The organism is Morganella morganii (assembly GCF_041099235.1).
GTDB lineage: Bacteria > Pseudomonadota > Gammaproteobacteria > Enterobacterales > Enterobacteriaceae > Morganella > Morganella morganii_E.
In genome coordinates this window covers 657,669-676,270 of record NZ_JBFZSO010000001.1, presented here as the reverse complement: position 1 = coordinate 676,270, position 18,602 = coordinate 657,669, and the positions used below count along the sequence as shown (strand labels likewise).

At 47.7% G+C, this 18,602-nt stretch carries 20 protein-coding genes and 4 tRNA genes; 20 read left to right on the top strand and 4 right to left on the bottom strand.

The window, feature by feature from the left end; translation table 11 throughout:
- Positions 1 to 76, top strand: a tRNA-Lys gene (locus tag AB7038_RS03410).
- A 252-nt stretch (positions 77 to 328) separates the two neighbouring features.
- The gene (locus tag AB7038_RS03405; RefSeq protein WP_369452750.1) at positions 329 to 1,435 is read left to right on the top strand and encodes a hypothetical protein; all 1,107 of its coding nucleotides are present in this window, start codon (positions 329 to 331) and stop codon (positions 1,433 to 1,435) included.
- Between the two features lie 37 nt (positions 1,436 to 1,472).
- On the opposite strand, the gene AB7038_RS03400 is transcribed toward AB7038_RS03405, so the two are convergent.
- Complete coding sequence (locus tag AB7038_RS03400; protein ID WP_274370853.1) at positions 1,473 to 1,937, bottom strand: HIT family protein; 465 nt, start codon at positions 1,935 to 1,937, stop codon at positions 1,473 to 1,475.
- Between the two features lie 161 nt (positions 1,938 to 2,098).
- Here AB7038_RS03400 and sra point away from each other — a divergent pair, with 161 nt between their 5' ends.
- Positions 2,099 to 2,326, top strand: a complete 228-nt coding sequence (gene sra, locus AB7038_RS03395) for a stationary-phase-induced ribosome-associated protein (protein ID WP_175547154.1) — start codon at positions 2,099 to 2,101, stop codon at positions 2,324 to 2,326.
- A gap of 162 nt (positions 2,327 to 2,488) precedes the next feature.
- Entirely contained in the window at positions 2,489 to 3,007 is a 519-nt protein-coding gene (locus tag AB7038_RS03390; RefSeq protein WP_004240270.1) for a YgjV family protein, read from the top strand.
- A gap of 4 nt (positions 3,008 to 3,011) precedes the next feature.
- Here AB7038_RS03390 and AB7038_RS03385 read toward each other — a convergent pair whose 3' ends face one another.
- Positions 3,012 to 3,263, bottom strand: coding sequence for a hypothetical protein (locus AB7038_RS03385; protein ID WP_368888987.1), 252 nt, complete (start codon positions 3,261 to 3,263; stop codon positions 3,012 to 3,014).
- Positions 3,264 to 3,688: 425 nt separating this feature from the next.
- Between AB7038_RS03385 and AB7038_RS03380 the strand changes: the two genes are divergently transcribed.
- The 5 genes from AB7038_RS03380 to efeB all read left to right on the top strand — a co-directional run bounded on the left by AB7038_RS03380 (position 3,689) and on the right by efeB (position 7,701).
- Positions 3,689 to 4,243 carry an iron transporter gene (locus AB7038_RS03380; protein ID WP_004240274.1) on the top strand — a complete coding sequence of 185 codons (555 nt, stop codon included), beginning with the start codon at positions 3,689 to 3,691 and terminating at the stop codon, positions 4,241 to 4,243.
- A gap of 84 nt (positions 4,244 to 4,327) precedes the next feature.
- Complete coding sequence (locus AB7038_RS03375; RefSeq protein WP_015422862.1) at positions 4,328 to 4,663, top strand: cupredoxin domain-containing protein; 336 nt, start codon at positions 4,328 to 4,330, stop codon at positions 4,661 to 4,663.
- 23 nt (positions 4,664 to 4,686) lie between these two features.
- Positions 4,687 to 5,526, top strand: coding sequence for an FTR1 family protein (locus AB7038_RS03370; protein WP_368888986.1), 840 nt, complete (start codon positions 4,687 to 4,689; stop codon positions 5,524 to 5,526).
- The gene (locus tag AB7038_RS03365; RefSeq protein WP_369452749.1) at positions 5,516 to 6,415 is read left to right on the top strand and encodes an EfeM/EfeO family lipoprotein; all 900 of its coding nucleotides are present in this window, start codon (positions 5,516 to 5,518) and stop codon (positions 6,413 to 6,415) included. The genes AB7038_RS03370 and AB7038_RS03365 overlap by 11 nt, the downstream gene beginning before the upstream one ends.
- The gene (efeB, locus tag AB7038_RS03360) at positions 6,412 to 7,701 is read left to right on the top strand and encodes an iron uptake transporter deferrochelatase/peroxidase subunit (RefSeq protein WP_143971395.1); all 1,290 of its coding nucleotides are present in this window, start codon (positions 6,412 to 6,414) and stop codon (positions 7,699 to 7,701) included. The genes AB7038_RS03365 and efeB overlap by 4 nt, the downstream gene beginning before the upstream one ends.
- Before the next feature lie 37 nt (positions 7,702 to 7,738).
- Here the strand turns inward: efeB and fabG are convergent, their stop codons facing one another.
- Positions 7,739 to 8,494 carry a 3-oxoacyl-ACP reductase FabG gene (gene fabG, locus AB7038_RS03355; RefSeq protein ID WP_368888983.1) on the bottom strand — a complete coding sequence of 252 codons (756 nt, stop codon included), beginning with the start codon at positions 8,492 to 8,494 and terminating at the stop codon, positions 7,739 to 7,741.
- Positions 8,495 to 9,825: 1,331 nt separating this feature from the next.
- Here fabG and tdcB point away from each other — a divergent pair.
- The 11 genes from tdcB to AB7038_RS03300 all read left to right on the top strand — a co-directional run bounded on the left by tdcB (position 9,826) and on the right by AB7038_RS03300 (position 17,756).
- Positions 9,826 to 10,812, top strand: a complete 987-nt coding sequence (gene tdcB / locus AB7038_RS03350; RefSeq protein WP_004240287.1) for a bifunctional threonine ammonia-lyase/L-serine ammonia-lyase TdcB — start codon at positions 9,826 to 9,828, stop codon at positions 10,810 to 10,812.
- A gap of 32 nt (positions 10,813 to 10,844) precedes the next feature.
- Positions 10,845 to 12,173 carry a threonine/serine transporter TdcC gene (gene tdcC, locus AB7038_RS03345; RefSeq protein ID WP_368888982.1) on the top strand — a complete coding sequence of 443 codons (1,329 nt, stop codon included), beginning with the start codon at positions 10,845 to 10,847 and terminating at the stop codon, positions 12,171 to 12,173.
- Positions 12,174 to 12,320: 147 nt separating this feature from the next.
- Positions 12,321 to 12,941 (top strand): nitroreductase family protein, encoded by a 621-nt coding sequence (locus AB7038_RS03340; RefSeq protein ID WP_072870225.1) that lies wholly within the window; start codon positions 12,321 to 12,323, stop codon positions 12,939 to 12,941.
- A gap of 218 nt (positions 12,942 to 13,159) precedes the next feature.
- A complete protein-coding gene (locus tag AB7038_RS03335; protein ID WP_072870227.1) occupies positions 13,160 to 13,819 on the top strand; it encodes a response regulator in 660 nt (219 codons plus the stop codon).
- A 33-nt stretch (positions 13,820 to 13,852) separates the two neighbouring features.
- Entirely contained in the window at positions 13,853 to 15,700 is a 1,848-nt protein-coding gene (gene uvrC, locus AB7038_RS03330; protein WP_368888980.1) for an excinuclease ABC subunit UvrC, read from the top strand.
- A gap of 208 nt (positions 15,701 to 15,908) precedes the next feature.
- Positions 15,909 to 16,457: a CDP-diacylglycerol--glycerol-3-phosphate 3-phosphatidyltransferase gene (pgsA, locus tag AB7038_RS03325; RefSeq protein WP_004240294.1), complete on the top strand. Its 549-nt coding sequence runs from the start codon at positions 15,909 to 15,911 to the stop codon at positions 16,455 to 16,457.
- Positions 16,458 to 16,599: 142 nt separating this feature from the next.
- A tRNA-Gly gene (locus AB7038_RS03320) sits at positions 16,600 to 16,675 on the top strand.
- Between the two features lies 1 nt (position 16,676).
- A tRNA-Cys gene (locus AB7038_RS03315) sits at positions 16,677 to 16,750 on the top strand.
- Between the two features lie 6 nt (positions 16,751 to 16,756).
- A tRNA-Leu gene (locus tag AB7038_RS03310) sits at positions 16,757 to 16,843 on the top strand.
- A 435-nt stretch (positions 16,844 to 17,278) separates the two neighbouring features.
- Positions 17,279 to 17,458, top strand: a complete 180-nt coding sequence (locus AB7038_RS03305) for a hypothetical protein (RefSeq protein WP_369452748.1) — start codon at positions 17,279 to 17,281, stop codon at positions 17,456 to 17,458.
- Between the two features lie 151 nt (positions 17,459 to 17,609).
- A complete protein-coding gene (locus tag AB7038_RS03300; protein WP_368888956.1) occupies positions 17,610 to 17,756 on the top strand; it encodes a hypothetical protein in 147 nt (48 codons plus the stop codon).
- Between the two features lie 22 nt (positions 17,757 to 17,778).
- On the opposite strand, the gene AB7038_RS03295 is transcribed toward AB7038_RS03300, so the two are convergent.
- Positions 17,779 to 18,303: a hypothetical protein gene (locus tag AB7038_RS03295; RefSeq protein WP_368888955.1), complete on the bottom strand. Its 525-nt coding sequence runs from the start codon at positions 18,301 to 18,303 to the stop codon at positions 17,779 to 17,781.
- Positions 18,304 to 18,602 lie beyond the last annotated feature (299 nt).

The following is an 18,602-nucleotide window of genomic DNA, read 5'->3' as shown; positions in this document are numbered from 1 at the left end:
GGGTCGTTAGCTCAGTTGGTAGAGCAGTTGACTTTTAATCAATTGGTCACAGGTTCGAATCCTGTACGACCCACCATCTTTCTTCTCCCTGAAGTTCTCTTTTTTCTCAGTTATCCTCTTTCTTAATTTCTGTTTATTTCTCTCTATTCTCTGTCTGATTTTGTGATCTGCCTCATGCTGTTCCATTAAAGTTTTTAACCGGTCTGCCGTTATTTACCTGTATCAGTCACGATTTTTTGTGATCTCTCTTTTTATAACAAATATTGACGTCGTTTCGGCAGCCCGGAGCGGCATATCTGTATTTCTTTCAGCATGGAGCTATATTCCGATGTCGTGGCCTGTTCCTGAATTTCCGGTTAAACGTGATGCACCGGGCGCCAAAATTACGCTGTGGCTGGGGTTGCTGTTCGTCGTTCTTGCCCTTATCTTTTTTCTCGATTTTTATATTTTCAAACTCCCGCTGACGGAAGTACTGATTTTTATCTATCTGCCGTACATTCTGATCTGGATGTGTCTGTTCACTTACGCCATGCACCGTCATGAGCAGGCGCGGATTGCCTGTCAGAGCTGGAATGCCTCTATTAATTTCAAACGTAATGAGTGGGTCAACTGGTGTCAGCGCAGACTGATGGTCACCGGGGTTTCATTGCTGATGCCGAAAAGTGTTAAACAGGTTTATACCTCAGAGCGGAAACAGCGGACAGAAGAGGAAGATAAACAACTGCTTGCCGGTTATGACCATTCGGTTGAAGCTATTTTTACCGCGCTGGCGAAAGACCTGAATCAGCAGCATGAAGGCTATCAGTCAAAACTGAAAACTGTGTATGTGATCACCCCGAATCAGCTGCAGAATACAGAAATTGAGCGCAATGTAACGAAAATCTGGGGTTGTGCAACAGAATTCATTCAGACACCGGATGATATCGGTCATCTGTTTGATGAGGAAGATAACAGCGCCATGTGGCTGCTGGTCGGGCTGAATATCTGGCAGGCGGGTCAGATACCGGCTTATCACGAAATGGCAAGCGCCATTCTGCTGACATCCTGCTACTACTTTGAGCGCAATACATTTCCGTTTAACGGTAGTTTGTCCCGCTTTATGCCGATCAATGAAATGCAGTTAATCGCCGATCTGCCGATGCTGGAAAAAATGAATCTGCTGGATAAAGAGGAAGAAAAATCATTCTGGCTGATGCGGGAGAATGAACTGGCACAGGATGTGATTTATCAGTACTGCAATAAAGCACAGCGCCGTACTTTCCTGAAAAATAATATATATATTGCGGATAATCAGGTCAGCGCCGACAGGGAAGCGGTTTTTGTGATGGCAATGATGCTGATAAAAGCGATGGAAACCCTCAGCCCGCAGTGTCTGCTGATGATGGACAGTGATGGTCTCGGGTATGCCACTGTGGTCGGGTGCGAAGTCCGCTGACACAACATTCCGGTGGTGAAGGCACCACCGGAATCACTCATTTTTCCTGACTTGCGCGGATAGCCGCCGCCAGTTCAGCCAGCTTCTTATCATCTGCCCGCTCACAGTCGTGGGATGACAAAAACCCCGGATACTGTGTGTAAAACGCGGGTTGTTTATGTTCGATCGGCCGCCATTCTGTCATATCCGCGGTGCCGTGCATCGGGCTGAGTTTACTGTGGATATGATCCACCCCGTAGCCCTCGAAAAACATACCGCAGCGTGCGACATCCGGAAATGCTTTTTCCAGAACTTTTGCCACTTTTTTGGTCGCCAGTACCAACCCGGCCAGAACATCATCTTCCAGGTCAAACGCGTAGCTCGGGTAATGCGCCTTCGGGATCACCACCGTAAAACCGTCGGTATTGGGAAATATCGATAAAAATGCCAGATAATGCTCATCTTCCCAGATCTTATGGCAGGGGGCTTTCCCCGCCGCGATATCACAAAAAATACACGCCATTTATCAGACTCTCCCGGTCAGTGAACAGGTCGCATCCAACATACAGGATAGAGCCCGGAAATACCATTATGCAGGCGGAAAATCAGCCACTTATGGAAAACTTTATTATTTTCAGTAAGTTGATATAATGGGTGAACGTTCACAACAATGAGGAGTTTATTATGCGAACTAACAGAGCTGCGAGACGCTTGTTAGGAATGCCCTATACATACAGTAAAGGGAAATCAAAAATTAACATCTTTATTGCAGCTGCCGCAGATGAAGATGCGGAAAAAATCCCGCAGGCGCTGAAGTCAAAAAGCAGAATCTGTGTCATTCAGGACGACAATAAGAAAACCCGGACTTATCACAAAATCGAGACACATTATCCGGGCTATATGGCATGCTGATACCACTGCACATGTGATAACGACATGATGCAAATAAGAAAAGGGGCTGAGGCCTCTTTTTTAATGTCTGAAACGTGCAATAGCTCGCAACCTGAACAAATTATGTTTATGCTGGCTGCACAATAATTAAAACCATTCAGCATGTGATTACGGCAGGGGAAGATGGACTATTTGTATTACGCAGGGCAGGGGCTCGGTATTGTTGCGTTTATTATCGGCACTACGGTTTTTGTCCAGCGCAATGAGCGGAAGCTCAAAATCCGGTTATCAATTTACACCGCTATTATGGCATCCCACTTTTTTCTGCTTGGGGCATATCCCGCCGGGATCAGCGCCACGCTCAACAGCATCCGGACCTATGTTTCCATCAGCCATCGTCAGCGTTGGGTGCTCTGGTTATTTGTTTCACTGACACTGGTTCTGGCGGTGCCGAATATCCGCACCTGGCAGGAAGTGCTGCCGGTAACGGGCACCCTGATGAGTACCTTTGCGTTTTTCCTGCTGACGGGATTGCGTATGCGGTATGTGATCTGGTGTTCAACGGCCTGCTGGGTGGTGTATAACGCCTGGCTGGGAACGGTCGGCGGCACCCTGATTGAATCGACGTTTCTGGTGATCAACGGCTGGGCGATTTTCCGTTTCCGGCGTCTGATCAAACAGGGAATTAATCCGTTCAGTTAAGCGGTTACGGCTGCTCGTCCGGGGGGAGTGTGTCTTCCGGATCATCCGGAATTCCGGGTCTGTCGTCGTCACCGGATCCGGTTTCACGCATTACCTCGTTACACATAAAGTAGAGGTTGGGACGGCGTTTGGTGATATATTTCAGGCGGAGTTCGCACTCATGTTTGGTATAGATATCTTCCGTGACCGGCAGTGCCTCGCAGGCATCGTCGCCGCAGGTACTCACCAGTAGCACAAATCCGATAGTTTCTAACATAAACATCCGCCGGTTTTATTTCAGAGGCGCTATTATGTCGTAAATGGTTGCCTGTCGTCCAGTTTTTATACGGCGAAGGGGTCATCACCGGCATCATTATGCAACCGGTATTCAATGTGTTGTGCGATCTCTTCTGCTGCGGCCTCACCGTGGCGATCAGCAATAAATGCCAGCGCCATATCCGCGCCCGCCGATACACCGGAAGAGGTATAAAAACGGCCGTCCGCAATCGCGCAAATTATACAACAGCAGATATTTCCTGCCGGACATTGCCTTTGCGGATGTATTTCGTGGCTGAATCCCGGTGGAAATGTAACCGTTTCATTGAAAAATGTGGCGGTAAGCGATAACTTTTACTTGAATAGGGTAAATGGTAATGATTATTATTGTCAGCACTATTTGTATAATGACAATGAGGAATCAGTATGCGTATCGGGATGAGTGTGGCAGCAGCATTACTGGGCGTGGTATCAACCTCTGCCCTGGCACTGGAATATCCGCTCGGACAGCCTGTTATCAAAAACGGTATGGAGATTCAGGGCGTGTATCTGCAGCCGATTACCATGGCAGTGGAAGGCAAACATGAAATGCATCACCTCGCGGCGGATAAGTCAGACATCCACCTGGAAGCAGATATCCACGCCGTTGAGGAAAACCCGAACGGCTTCGCGGAAGGGGACTGGATCCCGTATCTGAAAGTGGATTACAAAGTCACCAAACTGGATGATCCGAAAAAAGCCCAGTCCGGTACCTTTATGGCGATGGTTGCCAGCGATGGCCCGCATTACGGTGAAAACCTGAAGCTGGATGGCTATGGTAAATACCGCGTCGAATACCGCATCTCTCCGCCGAGCATGAATGACAACGTGGCTTTCGGTCGTCATATCGATAAAGAAACCGGTGTTGCCCCGTGGTTTGAGCCGTTTGATGTCTCCTGGGACTTCGAATATGCCGGTACCGGCCGCAAAGGCAGTTACTGAGTTTATTATTTAAGGAAAACAGCAGGCCGGTAACTGCGGTCTGCTGTCCGGACACCGGATGTCACTACCCCGCTGAGGTCACTCATGAAACTCGTTGTTATGGCACTGTGTTTATCAGTGCTTTCCCTGATATCACTGCCCGCCGCAGCGGCAGAGAAATTCACTGTCGAACTGGAAATGAATAACGGCGAACTGACACCGCCGGTACTGAAGGTACCCGCGAAAACGCCGATCCGCATTAAAATCTCCAATACCGGTACCGAACCGGTCGAATTTGAAAGCACCCAGCTGCGCAAAGAAAAAGTGCTGGCGCCGGGGGCCTCTTCCGTGGTGGTGATTGCACCACTCAAACCCGGGAAATATACCTTTTTTGATGATTTTCATCTGTCGCATCCGGCCGGTGAAATCATCGCAGAATAAGTGTCAGTTCACAGGAATTAATTATGGGACAGGTTCTTTTTGTCGTCTGGCGTGAAAGCTTTGAAGCTCTGCTGGTGGTCGGCATCATTTATGCGTGGATAAAACAGCACCCGGATGCTGCCGCAGGGCGCCGCTATCTCTGGGGTGGCGTGGCACTTGGTGTTGCGCTGTCACTCTTTCTCGCACTGCTTATCTATGGCGTGTTTAATGTGCTGGATGACAGCGGCCAGACGTACTTTATGATTGGTATGTCGCTGTTCGCGGCAGTCCTGATTGTGCAGATGGTGTACTGGATGCAGCAGCACAGCGCATCACTGAAATCCGGTATTGAGCAGGAAATGAATGACAGCGCCCGGCAGCACTCCTGGTGGGGGGCGTTATTTATTGTAGCGATCGCGATAGCCCGTGAAGGCAGTGAAATAGTGGTGTTCCTCTCCGGTATTGTGATGGGGCTGAATGCAGACACCATGTGGTCATTTACCGGGGAAGTCGTGGCCGGTATCGCCGTGGCGGCATTGACACTGTGGCTGTTTCTGTTCACTTACCGGAAAATTGCCTGGAAATGGTTTTTCCGCATCACCGGTATTGTGCTGTTGTTCCTGGCCTGTTCACTGCTGCTTAAGGGAACGGAAGAAATCGTCAACCTGCTGACCGAACATGATATCGAACTGAATGATTTCCTCATCTATCCGCTGTGGGATACCACAAACTGGCTGGATGATACCGGCACCACCGGCAGCTTCCTGGCCAGCCTGTTCGGTTATCGTGCACAGCCTATCGGCCTGAGTGTCATTACTTTTGTGGTGTACTGGCTGGTGATTATTGTGCTGTTCTGCCGCAGAGGAAAAAAACATGCGGATTAAGCGGACTGCCATACTGGTACTGACATCACTGCTGCTCAGCGCTCCCGGGTATGCGGAAAAATACCGTGCCGGTAATCCGGATACCGGCAGTGATGTGGTGATCGCCAAAGGGGATATTCCGTCACCGGAAAAATTCCGCCCGGTTGTGGCGGATTACATGACGGTGATGGGGAAGCAGACAGCAGCGGCTGAACATCAGCTGCAATTGCTGCAAAAAGCACTGGCCGCCGGGAATATGGCAGCCGCACGGCATGCTTATATTCAGGCACATTATGATTATGAGGTTATCCGTGCGGCAGTCGTGGTTTTCGGTCACGCTGACAGGGTTATTAACCCGCATGCCGGCTATTTTCTCAGCCGCGAGCAGGATCCGAAATTCACCGGGTTTCACCGCATCGAATATGCGCTGTTTGCTCAAAATGATCCGGTTGCAGCTCAGGCTGCCACCGCCGATTTGCTGCGCAATATTAATGACCTGAAACAACGGATCGCCGTGGAAACCCTCCCTGCAGCAAAACTGGTGCAGTCTGCGGATGACAGTATTGAGCTGATTCTCAGCACTAAATTGAGTGGTGATGAAAACCGTTACAGCCGCTCGGATCTGTCAGATATCGCCGCCAATATTGAAGGGGCCCGGCGCATTGTCAGCGGGCTGGCACCGTTATTATCCGCAAAAACCAATGAGACACTCAGAAAACAGTTCGCCGGGCCGGATGCGGTCATGGCCCGTTACCGTGATACCCGGGGGCAGTATGCAGAATATGAAAAACTGACACCGGAAGATAAACAGCAACTGTATGCAGACCTGACGCTGCTGGCAGAATCTCTGGCACAACTGCGCGCTGAACTGAAAATAGACGTGTATTACAAATACCGGAATGAACCATGAAACACGGCAAAGTGAATCTGACTGAGACAGAAGAGTCTGTCAGTCTCAGCAAACGAAATACCCTGAAATGGCTGGGGGCAGGGAGTGTCCTGTTATCCGGCGGGTTACCGGCTTTTTCTGCTGCCGCAGCACCGGCAGCGTGTGATAACAGCGCGCGGTTGCGGGAAATACCGTATCTTGGCAAACATCAGGCCGGGGTTATCACACCGGAGCAGAAAGAAGCCATTTTCCTGTCTCTGAATCTGACCGTTAAAACACTGGACGAGGTTGAGGATGTTTTCCGGCGGCTGACCGGTTGTATTGCGGAACTGACCCGAAACCGGCAGGCAGCGGCACCGGGCGATGACAGAATGCCGCCGGCAGAATCCGGGATTCTCGGTACGGCACTGACGGCGGATGCACTGACAGTGACGGTCTCTCTCGGCCACTCCCTGTTTGATGAGCGCTTCGGTTTATCGCCACTGAAGCCGCAAAAATTTACCGCCATGACGGCGTTCCCGAACGACCGGCTTGATCCGGCCTGGTGCGGCGGAGATATTCTGCTGCAGTTTTGTGCCAACAGCCGTGAAACGGTGATTTATGCACTGCGTGAAGTGTTGCGCCGTCTCTCAGGCCGGGTGGCGCCGTTGTGGAAAATTGACGGTTTTCTGCCCGCACGGGATATTGAATGCCGCACAACACCGGTTAACCTGTTTGGCTTTAAAGACGGTACCGGCAATGCTGATGCCGGTGATGATGCCCTGATGAACGATCTTGTATGGATCACCGGCCGGGAACCCGCCTGGGCGGAAAACGGCAGTTATCAGGCGGTACGCCTTATCCGTTTTGAGCTGGAATTCTGGGACCGGACGCCGCTGGAAGATCAGGAAAATGATTTTGGCCGTCACAAAGCCAGCGGTGCGCCGATGGGCAAAGAGCATGAGCACGACGACCCGGACTTTAAACAGGATCCGCACGGTGACCGGGTCTTATTTGATTCCCACATGCGCCGCGCAGAGCCCCGCTCCACAGAGAGACATGTTGCCAAACTGCGCCGCCGCAGTTACAGCTACTCACTGGGGCTGACCCCGTCCGGACAGCTGGATATGGGGCTGGTATTTATCTCCTTCCAGAAGGATCTGAAAAAAGGCTTTATTGATACGCAGAAACGGCTGAACGGCGAACCACTTGAGCGTTACATCAAACCATTTGGCGGCGGATATTATCTGGTATTGCCGGGCATTACCTCAGAGAAAAGCTATCTGGGCGAGACACTGATTGCTGCCGCGAGGGAGCAGGGCAGATAAGAGGATACCGGGCGGTATCCTCACCCGTGCTGTTTTATCAGAGCAGTGCTTCCGGGGATTCCGGTAAAATCTGGCCGCCGTCAATAATGATGGTCTGTCCGGTGATGTATTTGGCTTCATCAGAGGCAAGGAACGCCGCAGCATAACCGATATCTTCCGGCTCACCGAGCGTGTGTGTCGGAATAGTGGCGCGCATCTGGTCCAGATAGGTTTCACCCTGTGCTTTCAGTCCTTCGGTCAGGATATTACCCGGCTGGACTGCGTTAATGGTGATCCCGAGACGGGCATATTCCAGCGCGGCACTGCGCATAAAGCCAAGCTGCGCGGCTTTGCTTGCACCGTAATGGCTCCAGCCCGGAAAGCCGGTGACCGGACCGGTAATTGAAGAGGTAATCACGATCCGGCCATATTTTTGTTCTTCCATCACACCCAGCGCGGCCTGAACCAGGAAAAACATCCCCTTCACATTCACCTTCTGCATGGTATCCCAGTCCTGCTCCGTCATGGATTTGATGGTGCACTGCGGGAAAATACCGGTATTTGAGCAGAGGATATCCAGACGACCGTACTTTTCTCTGACCTTACTGATAACAGCCCGGCACTGAGACTGAGAGGTCACATCCAGTGTCATAAAATCTGTTCCCAGCTCTGCAGCGGTCGCGCTGCCTGTTTTCTCATCAATATCGGCAATAACAATGGTGGCTCCGCCCTTTTTCAGCGCGGTAACGATACCGCGTCCGATCCCTTTGGCGCCGCCGGAAACCACTGCGATTTTGCCTGTCAAGTCGAACATATACATTCTCCTGTTTACCGGGGTTAACACTTAAGTCGTAAATCATTACAGCATGGCTGTCCCGGAATGCAATGGCTAAGCCGCCATGATTGAGGAAGTATGAGGATTGTCACACCGGTAAGTATCTGCCGGATGAGCAGGATGTTGTAACAGATAATTGTGGCAGCGGCGCATAAAGCCATTCTTATGACTGAATCGATTTTAGCAAAATAACATTTTCTACCGTTTTAATGCTGTGCAGCGATGGATTTATCACATGGGCTGATTATTTTCACAGTAAACATTTAATCTGAAAAATCATAATATTTTAGTCTAAAATGCTTATTGGTGTGTTGTAGTTGGCTTATGTTGACATTAGCGACTATACCCACAGGCGAAAACCGGCTATTTATGTCCGGGAGGAAATAAAAAGGAAGAAATCGGGTTATAAAAAAATAGCCGGATATCATTTTTTGATTATTAAAAACAGTATTCAGTAAATTAATATTTTTTATTGTTTAATTTTGGTTTAAAGATGCCTGATAAATAAAATTGTCACAAATTAAATATATATTTAATTAACTGATGGGCTAAAAAAAATACAGATTCAGGCCAAAAAAACAGCCATTTAGCTGTTTCCTAAAGCGAACACTTTTTCGGGGTGTCAGGCAAAAAAACGTTACGATTTATGTCATGGAAATGTAACATCCCGGCTATAAATGGGAATCATTAACATATAAATAAATGATTTGATGATTTTTTATCCGAATTTGGCTTGGGTAAGTACCCGGCGATAATGCGTACAGAACAACTGAACATGTTACGATCTGCCGCAAATCAGGATTGTAATGAGTAAAAAACACTCAAATCGTTAATAAACAAATGGATATGATATTTATAGTGATTTGAATCACATTGCATTTTCAGGATTGTTAAAAAAATCAGGATATTTTGCTGTAAGATGGGGCCTTGGTAAGATTAATTTTTGTCAAAATACATGCCCTTTTTTACGTGACGGGATCATTTATACGTCTTTTTACGCAGTTATTTTTTAACAAAAATGCAGCACGGATAACAAAAAACGGGAAAAAGATTGTATCGCGCAACTAAATGTTAATCCGTTTGCCATTATTTAATAAAAAATCAACATTAAGTCATTTTCATTTAACTTGAAATGAAATATAAAACATTAAAAAAGACAGAAAACCGAAAGAAGTTTGGATTGGATCACACGTTGAGAAAGTTTTTCGGGAATATTTTAAAAATATGATTTGAAATACAGTTGTTTTTAAATTTGTCGGTATAGTTAGACTCAATTTTAATATATATAAAAAGATAGGACGAGGTTTGTCATGATTACATACGATCTGCCGGTAACCATTAAAGATATCATTGATGCACAAAAAACCATCAGAGGACATGTCTATAAAACGGGTATGCCGAAGTCCAACTATTTAAGTGAAAAGTGCAACGGCACAATCCACTTAAAATTTGAGAACATGCAGCGCACAGGTTCATTTAAACTCCGTGGTGCATTTAACAAGTTAAGTTCGCTGACACCAGAAGAAAGAGCACAGGGCATCGTTGCCTGCTCAGCCGGTAACCATGCTCAGGGCGTTTCTTTATCCTGCGCTATGTTAGGTATCAACGGCAAAGTTGTTATGCCTACCGGTGCACCAAAATCCAAAATTGCAGCAACCTCAGATTACTCTGCAGAAGTTGTTCTGCACGGTAATAACTTCAATGACACGATTGCTAAAGCAAGAGAGATCATTGAGCAGGAAGGCCGTATCTTTATCCCGCCATACGATGACGAAAAAGTGATCGCAGGTCAGGGGACTATCGGTCTGGAAATTCTTGAAGATCTGTATGATGTCGATAACGTTATCGTTCCAATCGGCGGCGGCGGTCTGATTGCCGGTGTTGCAGTTGCTCTGAAATCCATCAACCCGACTATTAATGTGATCGGTGTCCAATCTGAAAACGTTCATGGTATGGAAGCATCATACCGTGCTGGTAAAATCACGACCCATCGTGATGCCGGTACTGTGGCAGATGGTTGTGATGTTTCGACTCCGGGCAGTATCACGTATGACATCGTGAAAGAGCTGGTGACAGACATCATTCTGGTAACAGAAGAAGAAATCCGCGAAAGCATGATTGCGTTAATCCAGCGCAACAAAGTAGTGACTGAAGGTGCCGGTGCACTGGCGTCTGCTGCGATTCTGAGCGGAAAACTGAAAAAATATATCGAACACAAGAAGACAGTCAGCATCATTTCCGGCGGGAACATTGACCTGACTCGTATCTCTGAAATTATTGGTACCCACGAAAAATAATATTTGCATAGTCTTTTAAAAGGAAAAGCAACATGAGTACTGACAAAACCCAGATTCCGGCTGAGTATAAAAGCTGGCGTAAATCGGACACGACCTGGACACTCGGTCTGTTCGGTACTGCTATAGGTGCAGGGGTACTATTCTTCCCGATTCGTGCCGGTTACGGTGGTCTGATCCCAATTCTGCTTATGCTGGTTCTGGCATATCCGATTGCGTTCTTATGTCACCGTGCATTAGCACGTTTATGTCTGTCAGGCAGTAATCCGTCAGGCGACATCACAGAAACTGTTGAAGAGCACTTTGGTAAAGGCGGTGGTGTTATCATCACTTTCCTGTACTTCTTCGCAATCTGTCCGCTGCTGTGGATCTACGGCGTAACCATCACCAACACCTTCATGTCCTTCTGGGAAAACCAGCTGGGTCTGATGCCGCTGAACCGTGGTCTGGTTGCACTGGTTCTGCTGTTAGCGATGGCTGTCATCATTTACTTCGGTAAAGATCTGATGGTCCGCGTAATGAGCTACCTGGTATTCCCGTTCATTGCCAGCCTGGTGCTGTTATCTCTGGCACTGATCCCATACTGGAGCACAGATGTCTTTAATGCCGTAAACGCAGACAGCTTCGCACTGACCGGTCATGACGGTATTCTGGTCACTGTATGGCTGGGTATTGCTATCATGGTGTTCTCTTTCAACTTCTCACCAATCGTATCTTCTTTCGTGGTATCAAAACGTGAAGAGTACGAAGCGGCGTGCGGTAAAGATTTCACTGAGCAGAAAGTTAACAAAATCATCTCCCGTGCAAGTTTACTGATGGTGGGTGTGGTTATGTTCTTCGCATTCAGCTGCCTGTTTGCACTGTCTCCGGCTAACATGGCTGAAGCCAAAGCGATGAACGTTCCTGTTCTGACTTACTTAGCACAGCACTTTGAGAACAGCGGCGGTGCTAACACCACTCTGACTCTGGTTCTGTACTGGGCTGCACCAATCATTGCACTGGTTGCTATCTTCAAATCCTTCTTCGGTCACTATCTGGGTACTCTGGAAGGTATGAACGGTCTGTTACTGAAATTTGCTTTCGGTGGCGACAAAAACAAAGTCAGCATTGGTAAACTGAACCTGATCTCCATGGTCTTCATCATGGGTTCTACCTGGGTCATTGCTTACCTGAACCCGAACATCCTGGATCTGATTGAGCAGATGGGTGCACCAATCATCGCATCTCTGCTGTGCTTACTGCCAATGTACGCTGTTAACCGTGTACCTGCTCTGAGCAAATACAAAGGTAAACCAGCTAACTACTTCGTTACCATCATCGGTCTGCTGACCATCGGTAACATCGTGTTCAAACTGTTCGTATAATTCTGCTGACAGTTAATGACTGAAAACCCGCACTCACCGGAGTGCGGGTTTTTTTTTGCGTTGTAATCGTGACCCCGCATCCGGAATCAAATTCATGTTATGGTAAATAAATCATCCGGATAATAAATGGAATAAACAGGAGCCTGTATGAATGTTATTGATGCCGTGCGCCAGCGCAGAGCAACCAAGAAGTTTGATCCTGATTTTGTGATCCCGCTTAACGAGAAGAAAGCACTACTGTCACTGGCGATGGAAAACGCCCCGAGTGCCTTTAACCTTCAGCACTGGCGGCCGCTGCTGGTGGAGGATCCGGCACAACGCCGCAATATCCGCAAAGTGGGCTGGGATCAGCCGCAGATGACGGATGCTTCCATGCTGGTGATTTTATGCGGTGATGTGGCAGCCTGGAGTTCCCGTCCCCGTGAAATCTGGCGTGATGCCGATCCGCTGGTGCGGGATTTTATGGTCAATGCAGTTGATAACTACTATCGCGGTAAACCGGAAACCCAGCGTGATGAAATTATGCGCAGTGCCGGTATTTTTGCCCAGACGCTGATGCTGCTGGCAAAAGCACAGGGATATGACAGCTGCCCGATGGACGGATTTGATTTTAATGCGGTGGCTGAAGTCATTGATCTGCCGGAAAACTATGAAATTTGTCTGATGGTGGCGATTGGAAAATCCGCCGGTGAGCCTTATCCGCGTATCGGTAAACTGCCTTTCGAACAGCTGGTCAGCATTGACCGCTTTCATCCTGATATGCCGTAACATTATCTGTCTGTCTCCGGCTGCTGTCTCCCCCGGCAGCCGTCCCTTTCATATCCTCTGTTTCTGTTTAATCATCACTGAAATCAATTTTTAGTCGTGAGATATATTTATAATATTCAGTCCGTTACCGGAAGAATTTCATCTTTATTAAATAACGGTTTAACCAGGCCTTGTATAATTTATGGCAAATTTATTGAAAATTCAGAAAGGAGTTCTGTGTGATTTCAGTATTGGTGGCAAATGCGAATGAATTTTACCGTACAGGGATTGGTGCCATTATCACGGCAACACCGGGTATGAAAATGGCGGGGGAGGTCAGGGACAGCGCCGGTGCGGTACGCTGGTGCCGCGACAATCATGCGGATGTGGCATTGCTTGATATTGGTTTTCCGGTGATGAGCGGCCTGGATGCCGCCAAAAAAATCACCCGCTATACCTCAGAAACCAAAGTGATTATCCTGACAGATGAACACAGCCTGATCTCTCCGTATAAAGTGATGAACAGCGGTGCAGCGGGCTATTTGTATCAGAGCAGTGACCGTGAGGATTTACTGCACGCCATCCGGATTATCAGCCGGGGCCAGCGTTATGTGGCGCCGGATATCGCCCAGCAGGCCATTCTTGACACCCGACTGCATGCACATGACAGCAATCCGCTGGATAAACTGAGTCACCAGGAGCGCCAGGTGATGGTCATGATAGCGCAGGGCATCAAAGTCACACAAATTGCCGACAAAATGTGTCTCAGCAGCAAGACGGTGAACAGTTATAGATATAGAATATTTAATAAGCTGAATATTAATGGTGATATTAAACTCACTCATCTGGCACTGCGTTACGGACTGATCCATATTGACAGCGTGGTGCCGGATGAGTGAATAAACACTGAGAGCAGAGAGTTTGTATCCTGTATGGAAAAACCGGTTGTAACTGAATTCGATGCGAAAGCATTTTTAAAAACTGTGACCAGCCAGCCCGGTGTATACCGGATGTATGATGCTGAAGGCACGGTGATTTATGTCGGGAAAGCCAAAGATCTGAAAAAACGGCTCTCCAGCTACTTCCGTACGCAGGTTTCGGGAAAAAAAACCGAGCAGCTGGTTAAAAACATTGCTCAGATAGATGTCACAGTGACGCACACTGAAACAGAGGCGTTGCTGCTGGAACACACCTATATCAAAAAATATCAGCCGCGTTACAACGTGTTATTGCGCGATGATAAATCCTATCCGTATATCTATCTGAGCAGTAATGACAAACACCCGCGGCTGGCTGTTCACCGCGGGGCCAAACACGCCAAAGGGGAATATTTCGGGCCGTTCCCGAACGCCTATGCCGTGCGTGAAACGCTGGCGCTGATGCAGAAACTGTTCCCCGTCCGTCAGTGTGAGGACAGCGTCTACCGCAACCGCTCCCGCCCGTGCCTGCAATACCAGATTGGCCGTTGTCTCGGGCCGTGTGTCAAAGGGCTGGTGAGTGATGAGGACTACGACAGAGAAGTGAACCTGGTCCGCCTGTTTCTGGAAGGTAAAGATCAGCAGGTGCTGACAGAACTGGTGGAAAAAATGGAGCAGGCCAGTCAGGCACTGCGTTTTGAAGAAGCTGCCCGGCTGCGGGATCAGATTCAGGCTGTCCGTGCTGTCACTGAAAAACAGTTTGTCACTGGTTCCGGTGATGATCTGGACGTCGCCGGTGTTTATTTTGATGCCGGACTGGCCTGTATTCATGTCCTGTTTATCCGCAACGGCCGGGTGCAGGGAAGCCGCAGCTACTTCCCGAAAGTCCCGGCAGGCACTGAACCGGACGAAATCGTACAAACCTTTATCGGCCAGTTTTATCTCCAGGGCAGTGAAAACCGCTCATTACCGGATGACATTCTGCTGGATTTCCCGTTACCGGAAAAAGAGATTATGGAAGAAACCCTGTCTCAGTTTGCCGGGCGGCGGATCCTTATCCAGCCGAAACCGCGCGGCGACCGTGCCCGTTATCTGAAGCTGGCACACACTAATGCCGTGACCGCGCTGATGACAAAACGGGCGCAGCAATCCACTATCGCGACACGTATGAAAGCCCTGTCAGAACTGACCGGTATTGAAACCATCAACCGTATGGAATGTTTTGATATCAGCCATACCATGGGTGATCAGACGGTAGCTTCCTGTGTGGTTTTTGACAGCAACGGGCCGGTGAAATCGGAATACCGCCGTTACAATATCACCGGTATCACGCCCGGGGATGACTATGCGGCGATGGATCAGGTGCTGCACCGCCGCTACGGCAAACATATCGGCAATGAAAAAATCCCCGATATTATTTTTATCGATGGCGGTAAAGGTCAGCTCGGTAAAGCGATTGAAGCCTTTGACAGCCTGGACGTGGACTGGGATAAAAACAGACCGAAACTGATCGGTGTGGCAAAGGGCAGTGACCGTAAAGCAGGTCTGGAAACCCTCTTTTTTGCTGCTTCCGGGGAAGGAATGGCACTGCCGCCGGACTCACCGGCTCTGCATGTGATCCAGCATATCCGCGACGAATCCCACAACCATGCGATCACCGGTCACCGGCAGCGCAGGGCAAAAGTCAAAAATACCAGTGCGCTGGAGTCGATAGAAGGTATCGGGCCGAAACGGCGGCAGATGCTGCTCAAATACATGGGCGGATTACAGCCGCTGCGTAACGCCAGTATTGATGAAATTGCTAAAGTCCCGACTATCTCGTATGCACTGGCGGAAAAAATTTTCCATGCGCTTAAGCATTAATAGACGGAGCTTATCTGTGCGGCGGATAAGAGAATTTTTTCAATAACAGCGGTGAGTTATCAGTAACTGTGGTAGTATGATGTTATCCGGTAGGATTGCGCAGAACCTGAAAATCACGCAACAGGCCCCGGAATCAGCGGGGCGGTAATATGTGCCGGCAGATGCGCAAGCGGCTTTTTCATCTGACTTATAAAATAATGGCTCCGTTATGCGATTAAATATCCCTACATGGCTGACTCTGTTTCGCGTTATCCTGATACCGTTCTTTGTCCTCGCCTTCTATTTGCCGTTCAGCTGGGCACCTGTCGTCAGCGCCGCTATTTTTGTCATTGCTGCGATGACAGACTGGTTTGATGGCTTCCTTGCCCGCCGTTTAAAACAAACCACCCGTTTCGGGGCTTTTCTGGATCCTGTCGCTGATAAAGTGATGGTGGCAACCGCGCTGGTACTGGTAACAGAATACTATGCGGTCTGGTGGATAACACTGCCTGCTATCACGATGATTGCCCGTGAAATTATTATTTCATCACTGCGTGAATGGATGGCAGAACTGGGCAAACGCAACAGCGTTGCGGTTTCCTGGATGGGGAAAGTCAAAACCACGGCACAAATGGTGGCACTGGTGGGACTTATCTGGCGGCCGAATGACCTGACGGAAATCGCTGCTTTCATCCTTTTCTACATTGCAATGATCCTGACTTTCTGGTCTATGTTCCAATATTTACGCGCTGCATGGGCGGATTTGAGCGAAGCCTGATCGATATGCTGTAAAAAACAGCGAACGATCATTTTTCATGAATTAAGCGGTTGACTCACAGCGTGAAATCAGTAGAATGCAACGCATCCGAACGACACAGCGGTTTACGAAAACAAATAAGTAAATCAGTAAGTTCAGAGATGCGGGAATAGCTCAGTTGGTAGAGCACGACCTTGCCAAGGTCGGGGTCGCGAGTTCGAGTCTCGTTTCCCGCTCCAGGGCGCGTTGGCAGAGTGGCCATGCAGCGGATTGCAAATCCGTGTACCTCGGTTCGACTCCGGGACGCGCCTCCATATTCAGCCCAGATGGTGAAATCGGTAGACACAAGGGATTTAAAATCCCTCGGCGGCAACGCTGTGCGGGTTCAAGTCCCGCTCTGGGCACCATATAAAAATTCATTGAGTTTTCAGTGGGTTAGAGTTAAAAAAGCCACCCTTGAGGTGGCTTTTTTGTGCTTTAAATCACAAATCACACATCACACTTCGCCTTTTACTTTTCCTCGTTCATACTTACCGAAATTCCTCTTAAGTACCGGCAGCATCTATATATCACAGTGTTATAACTCCTTCTAATCATCAGTGTTTCGCGTAAACACAATTCCGTATCCTCGGCGATAGTTTGGTGATTAAATAATAACCTTTTGGATTTCAGACCGGTAATAAAGAGATAAATCATGAAAAAAATACATTATGGCGATTTTGATTAGTACCTTACTGTCAGGCTGTTCTGCGTTTGATAATAATCATGGGATTAATTGGGGGAACGGTACCTGTCCGGAGCCATCCATTGATGAAATTGCAGCGTCAGGACATTTTAAAATCATGGATGGCAGGACACTGAAATGTCAGTTGCGGCCTTATGTCAGTAACATGGCCTGTCAGGTTATTACGGACAGCACGAACGCAGACGGTATGGTTTGTCAGGATGCATCAGGGAAGGGAATGTTATTTATCTTTGATGATAACGGTGTGCTCAAAGGACATAAATCTCTTCAGAATTGAACCGGAATGAAACACAGAAAATACAGAGGTATCAGCCTTTTCATCAGGTCAAATCCTATTCCATATCGCAAAATTTTTTTGCTAATATCGCCATAATACTAAAATCACCGATAACGCATATAAGAATTGTAAGAATCAAATGAATGGAGCTGTGGATATGCTGGTTGAGGACATTTCAGCGGATAGTGCGACCAAAGCGGCTGCGAGAAAAAAAGCGTTTGAGATGATAGAAGACGGGTACAAAAAAGAGATTGTTCCTGAGCTCTATAATGCTATTGATGAAGTCAGAAAATTATAACAGGCACGAAGATTACAGGTTGTTATGGTCCAGTGTGTAATATCCGGCACCGGAATTCTGCAGGTGCCGGTGTTTTCTGAAATGCTTCCAGGCAGGTGATTTTCGCAGTCAGATTTTTTCTTTCATCACAGGATAATAAATTAACGGTATTATCTGTGAGCAGAGCGGAGTGGTAATAACGCAGTGCTGTTTGTAAATCCTCACCGGAAGGTGCACAGCTGCCCCGGGTATTTTTATTATCCGTCAGCATCATAAGATTTGCATCGGTATAATTTATAATCATCTGAGGTGAAGGATAACGAAGCATATTCTCAGAAAAGAATTTGATAGCGGATGTATAATTTTTATGATGCATCGCATCAAATGCCAGCTCGTTAAACTCTGAAAATAATGGATTATCCGGCGTAATTTTTGCCTGTCTGAGGCTGGAGATTACCAATTTTGCATTTGCTGCATCAGGGGGGGAACGCAGTACAGCCGGACCGGTATCAGCTGAAGCAGAAAGGGACATGCTCCACAGAAATAACACCGAAAATAACTGTTTCATTATGCAAAAATAGCCTTTTATTGATTATCTCTTCTTAAGATTAATCAATTAATGATCTTATGTAAATATCTGATCCGTAAGTGAAGTAATTTTATTGTTTTTATGCGAATCATACCGAAAAAAAAGAAATAGCAAAATAAACATATGAGAATGAAAATATCATGTGTCTGAATTTAGTCAGTCATAAGTGCATAAATAACATATAATGCACAATGGTATTTATATTGAAAAACGGAATAACAATACAAAGCCAGAGGTGTATGATGGATAATTCATCACCGGATAATATTCAGATCCGG

Excerpts from the sequence above, each read along its gene's own strand:
- AB7038_RS03405 (WP_369452750.1), top strand. The coding sequence starts at position 329 with ATGTCGTGGCCTGTTCCTGAATTTCCGGTTAAACGTGATGCACCGGGC.
- AB7038_RS03400 (WP_274370853.1), bottom strand. The coding sequence starts at position 1,937 with ATGGCGTGTATTTTTTGTGATATCGCGGCGGGGAAAGCCCCCTGCCAT.
- sra (WP_175547154.1), top strand. The coding sequence starts at position 2,099 with ATGCGAACTAACAGAGCTGCGAGACGCTTGTTAGGAATGCCCTATACA.
- AB7038_RS03390 (WP_004240270.1), top strand. The coding sequence starts at position 2,489 with ATGGACTATTTGTATTACGCAGGGCAGGGGCTCGGTATTGTTGCGTTT.
- AB7038_RS03385 (WP_368888987.1), bottom strand. The coding sequence starts at position 3,263 with ATGTTAGAAACTATCGGATTTGTGCTACTGGTGAGTACCTGCGGCGAC.
- AB7038_RS03380 (WP_004240274.1), top strand. The coding sequence starts at position 3,689 with ATGCGTATCGGGATGAGTGTGGCAGCAGCATTACTGGGCGTGGTATCA.
- AB7038_RS03375 (WP_015422862.1), top strand. The coding sequence starts at position 4,328 with ATGAAACTCGTTGTTATGGCACTGTGTTTATCAGTGCTTTCCCTGATA.
- AB7038_RS03370 (WP_368888986.1), top strand. The coding sequence starts at position 4,687 with ATGGGACAGGTTCTTTTTGTCGTCTGGCGTGAAAGCTTTGAAGCTCTG.
- AB7038_RS03365 (WP_369452749.1), top strand. The coding sequence starts at position 5,516 with ATGCGGATTAAGCGGACTGCCATACTGGTACTGACATCACTGCTGCTC.
- efeB (WP_143971395.1), top strand. The coding sequence starts at position 6,412 with ATGAAACACGGCAAAGTGAATCTGACTGAGACAGAAGAGTCTGTCAGT.
- fabG (WP_368888983.1), bottom strand. The coding sequence starts at position 8,494 with ATGTTCGACTTGACAGGCAAAATCGCAGTGGTTTCCGGCGGCGCCAAA.
- tdcB (WP_004240287.1), top strand. The coding sequence starts at position 9,826 with ATGATTACATACGATCTGCCGGTAACCATTAAAGATATCATTGATGCA.
- tdcC (WP_368888982.1), top strand. The coding sequence starts at position 10,845 with ATGAGTACTGACAAAACCCAGATTCCGGCTGAGTATAAAAGCTGGCGT.
- AB7038_RS03340 (WP_072870225.1), top strand. The coding sequence starts at position 12,321 with ATGAATGTTATTGATGCCGTGCGCCAGCGCAGAGCAACCAAGAAGTTT.
- uvrC (WP_368888980.1), top strand. The coding sequence starts at position 13,853 with ATGGAAAAACCGGTTGTAACTGAATTCGATGCGAAAGCATTTTTAAAA.
- pgsA (WP_004240294.1), top strand. The coding sequence starts at position 15,909 with ATGCGATTAAATATCCCTACATGGCTGACTCTGTTTCGCGTTATCCTG.
- AB7038_RS03305 (WP_369452748.1), top strand. The coding sequence starts at position 17,279 with ATGGATGGCAGGACACTGAAATGTCAGTTGCGGCCTTATGTCAGTAAC.
- AB7038_RS03295 (WP_368888955.1), bottom strand. The coding sequence starts at position 18,303 with ATGAAACAGTTATTTTCGGTGTTATTTCTGTGGAGCATGTCCCTTTCT.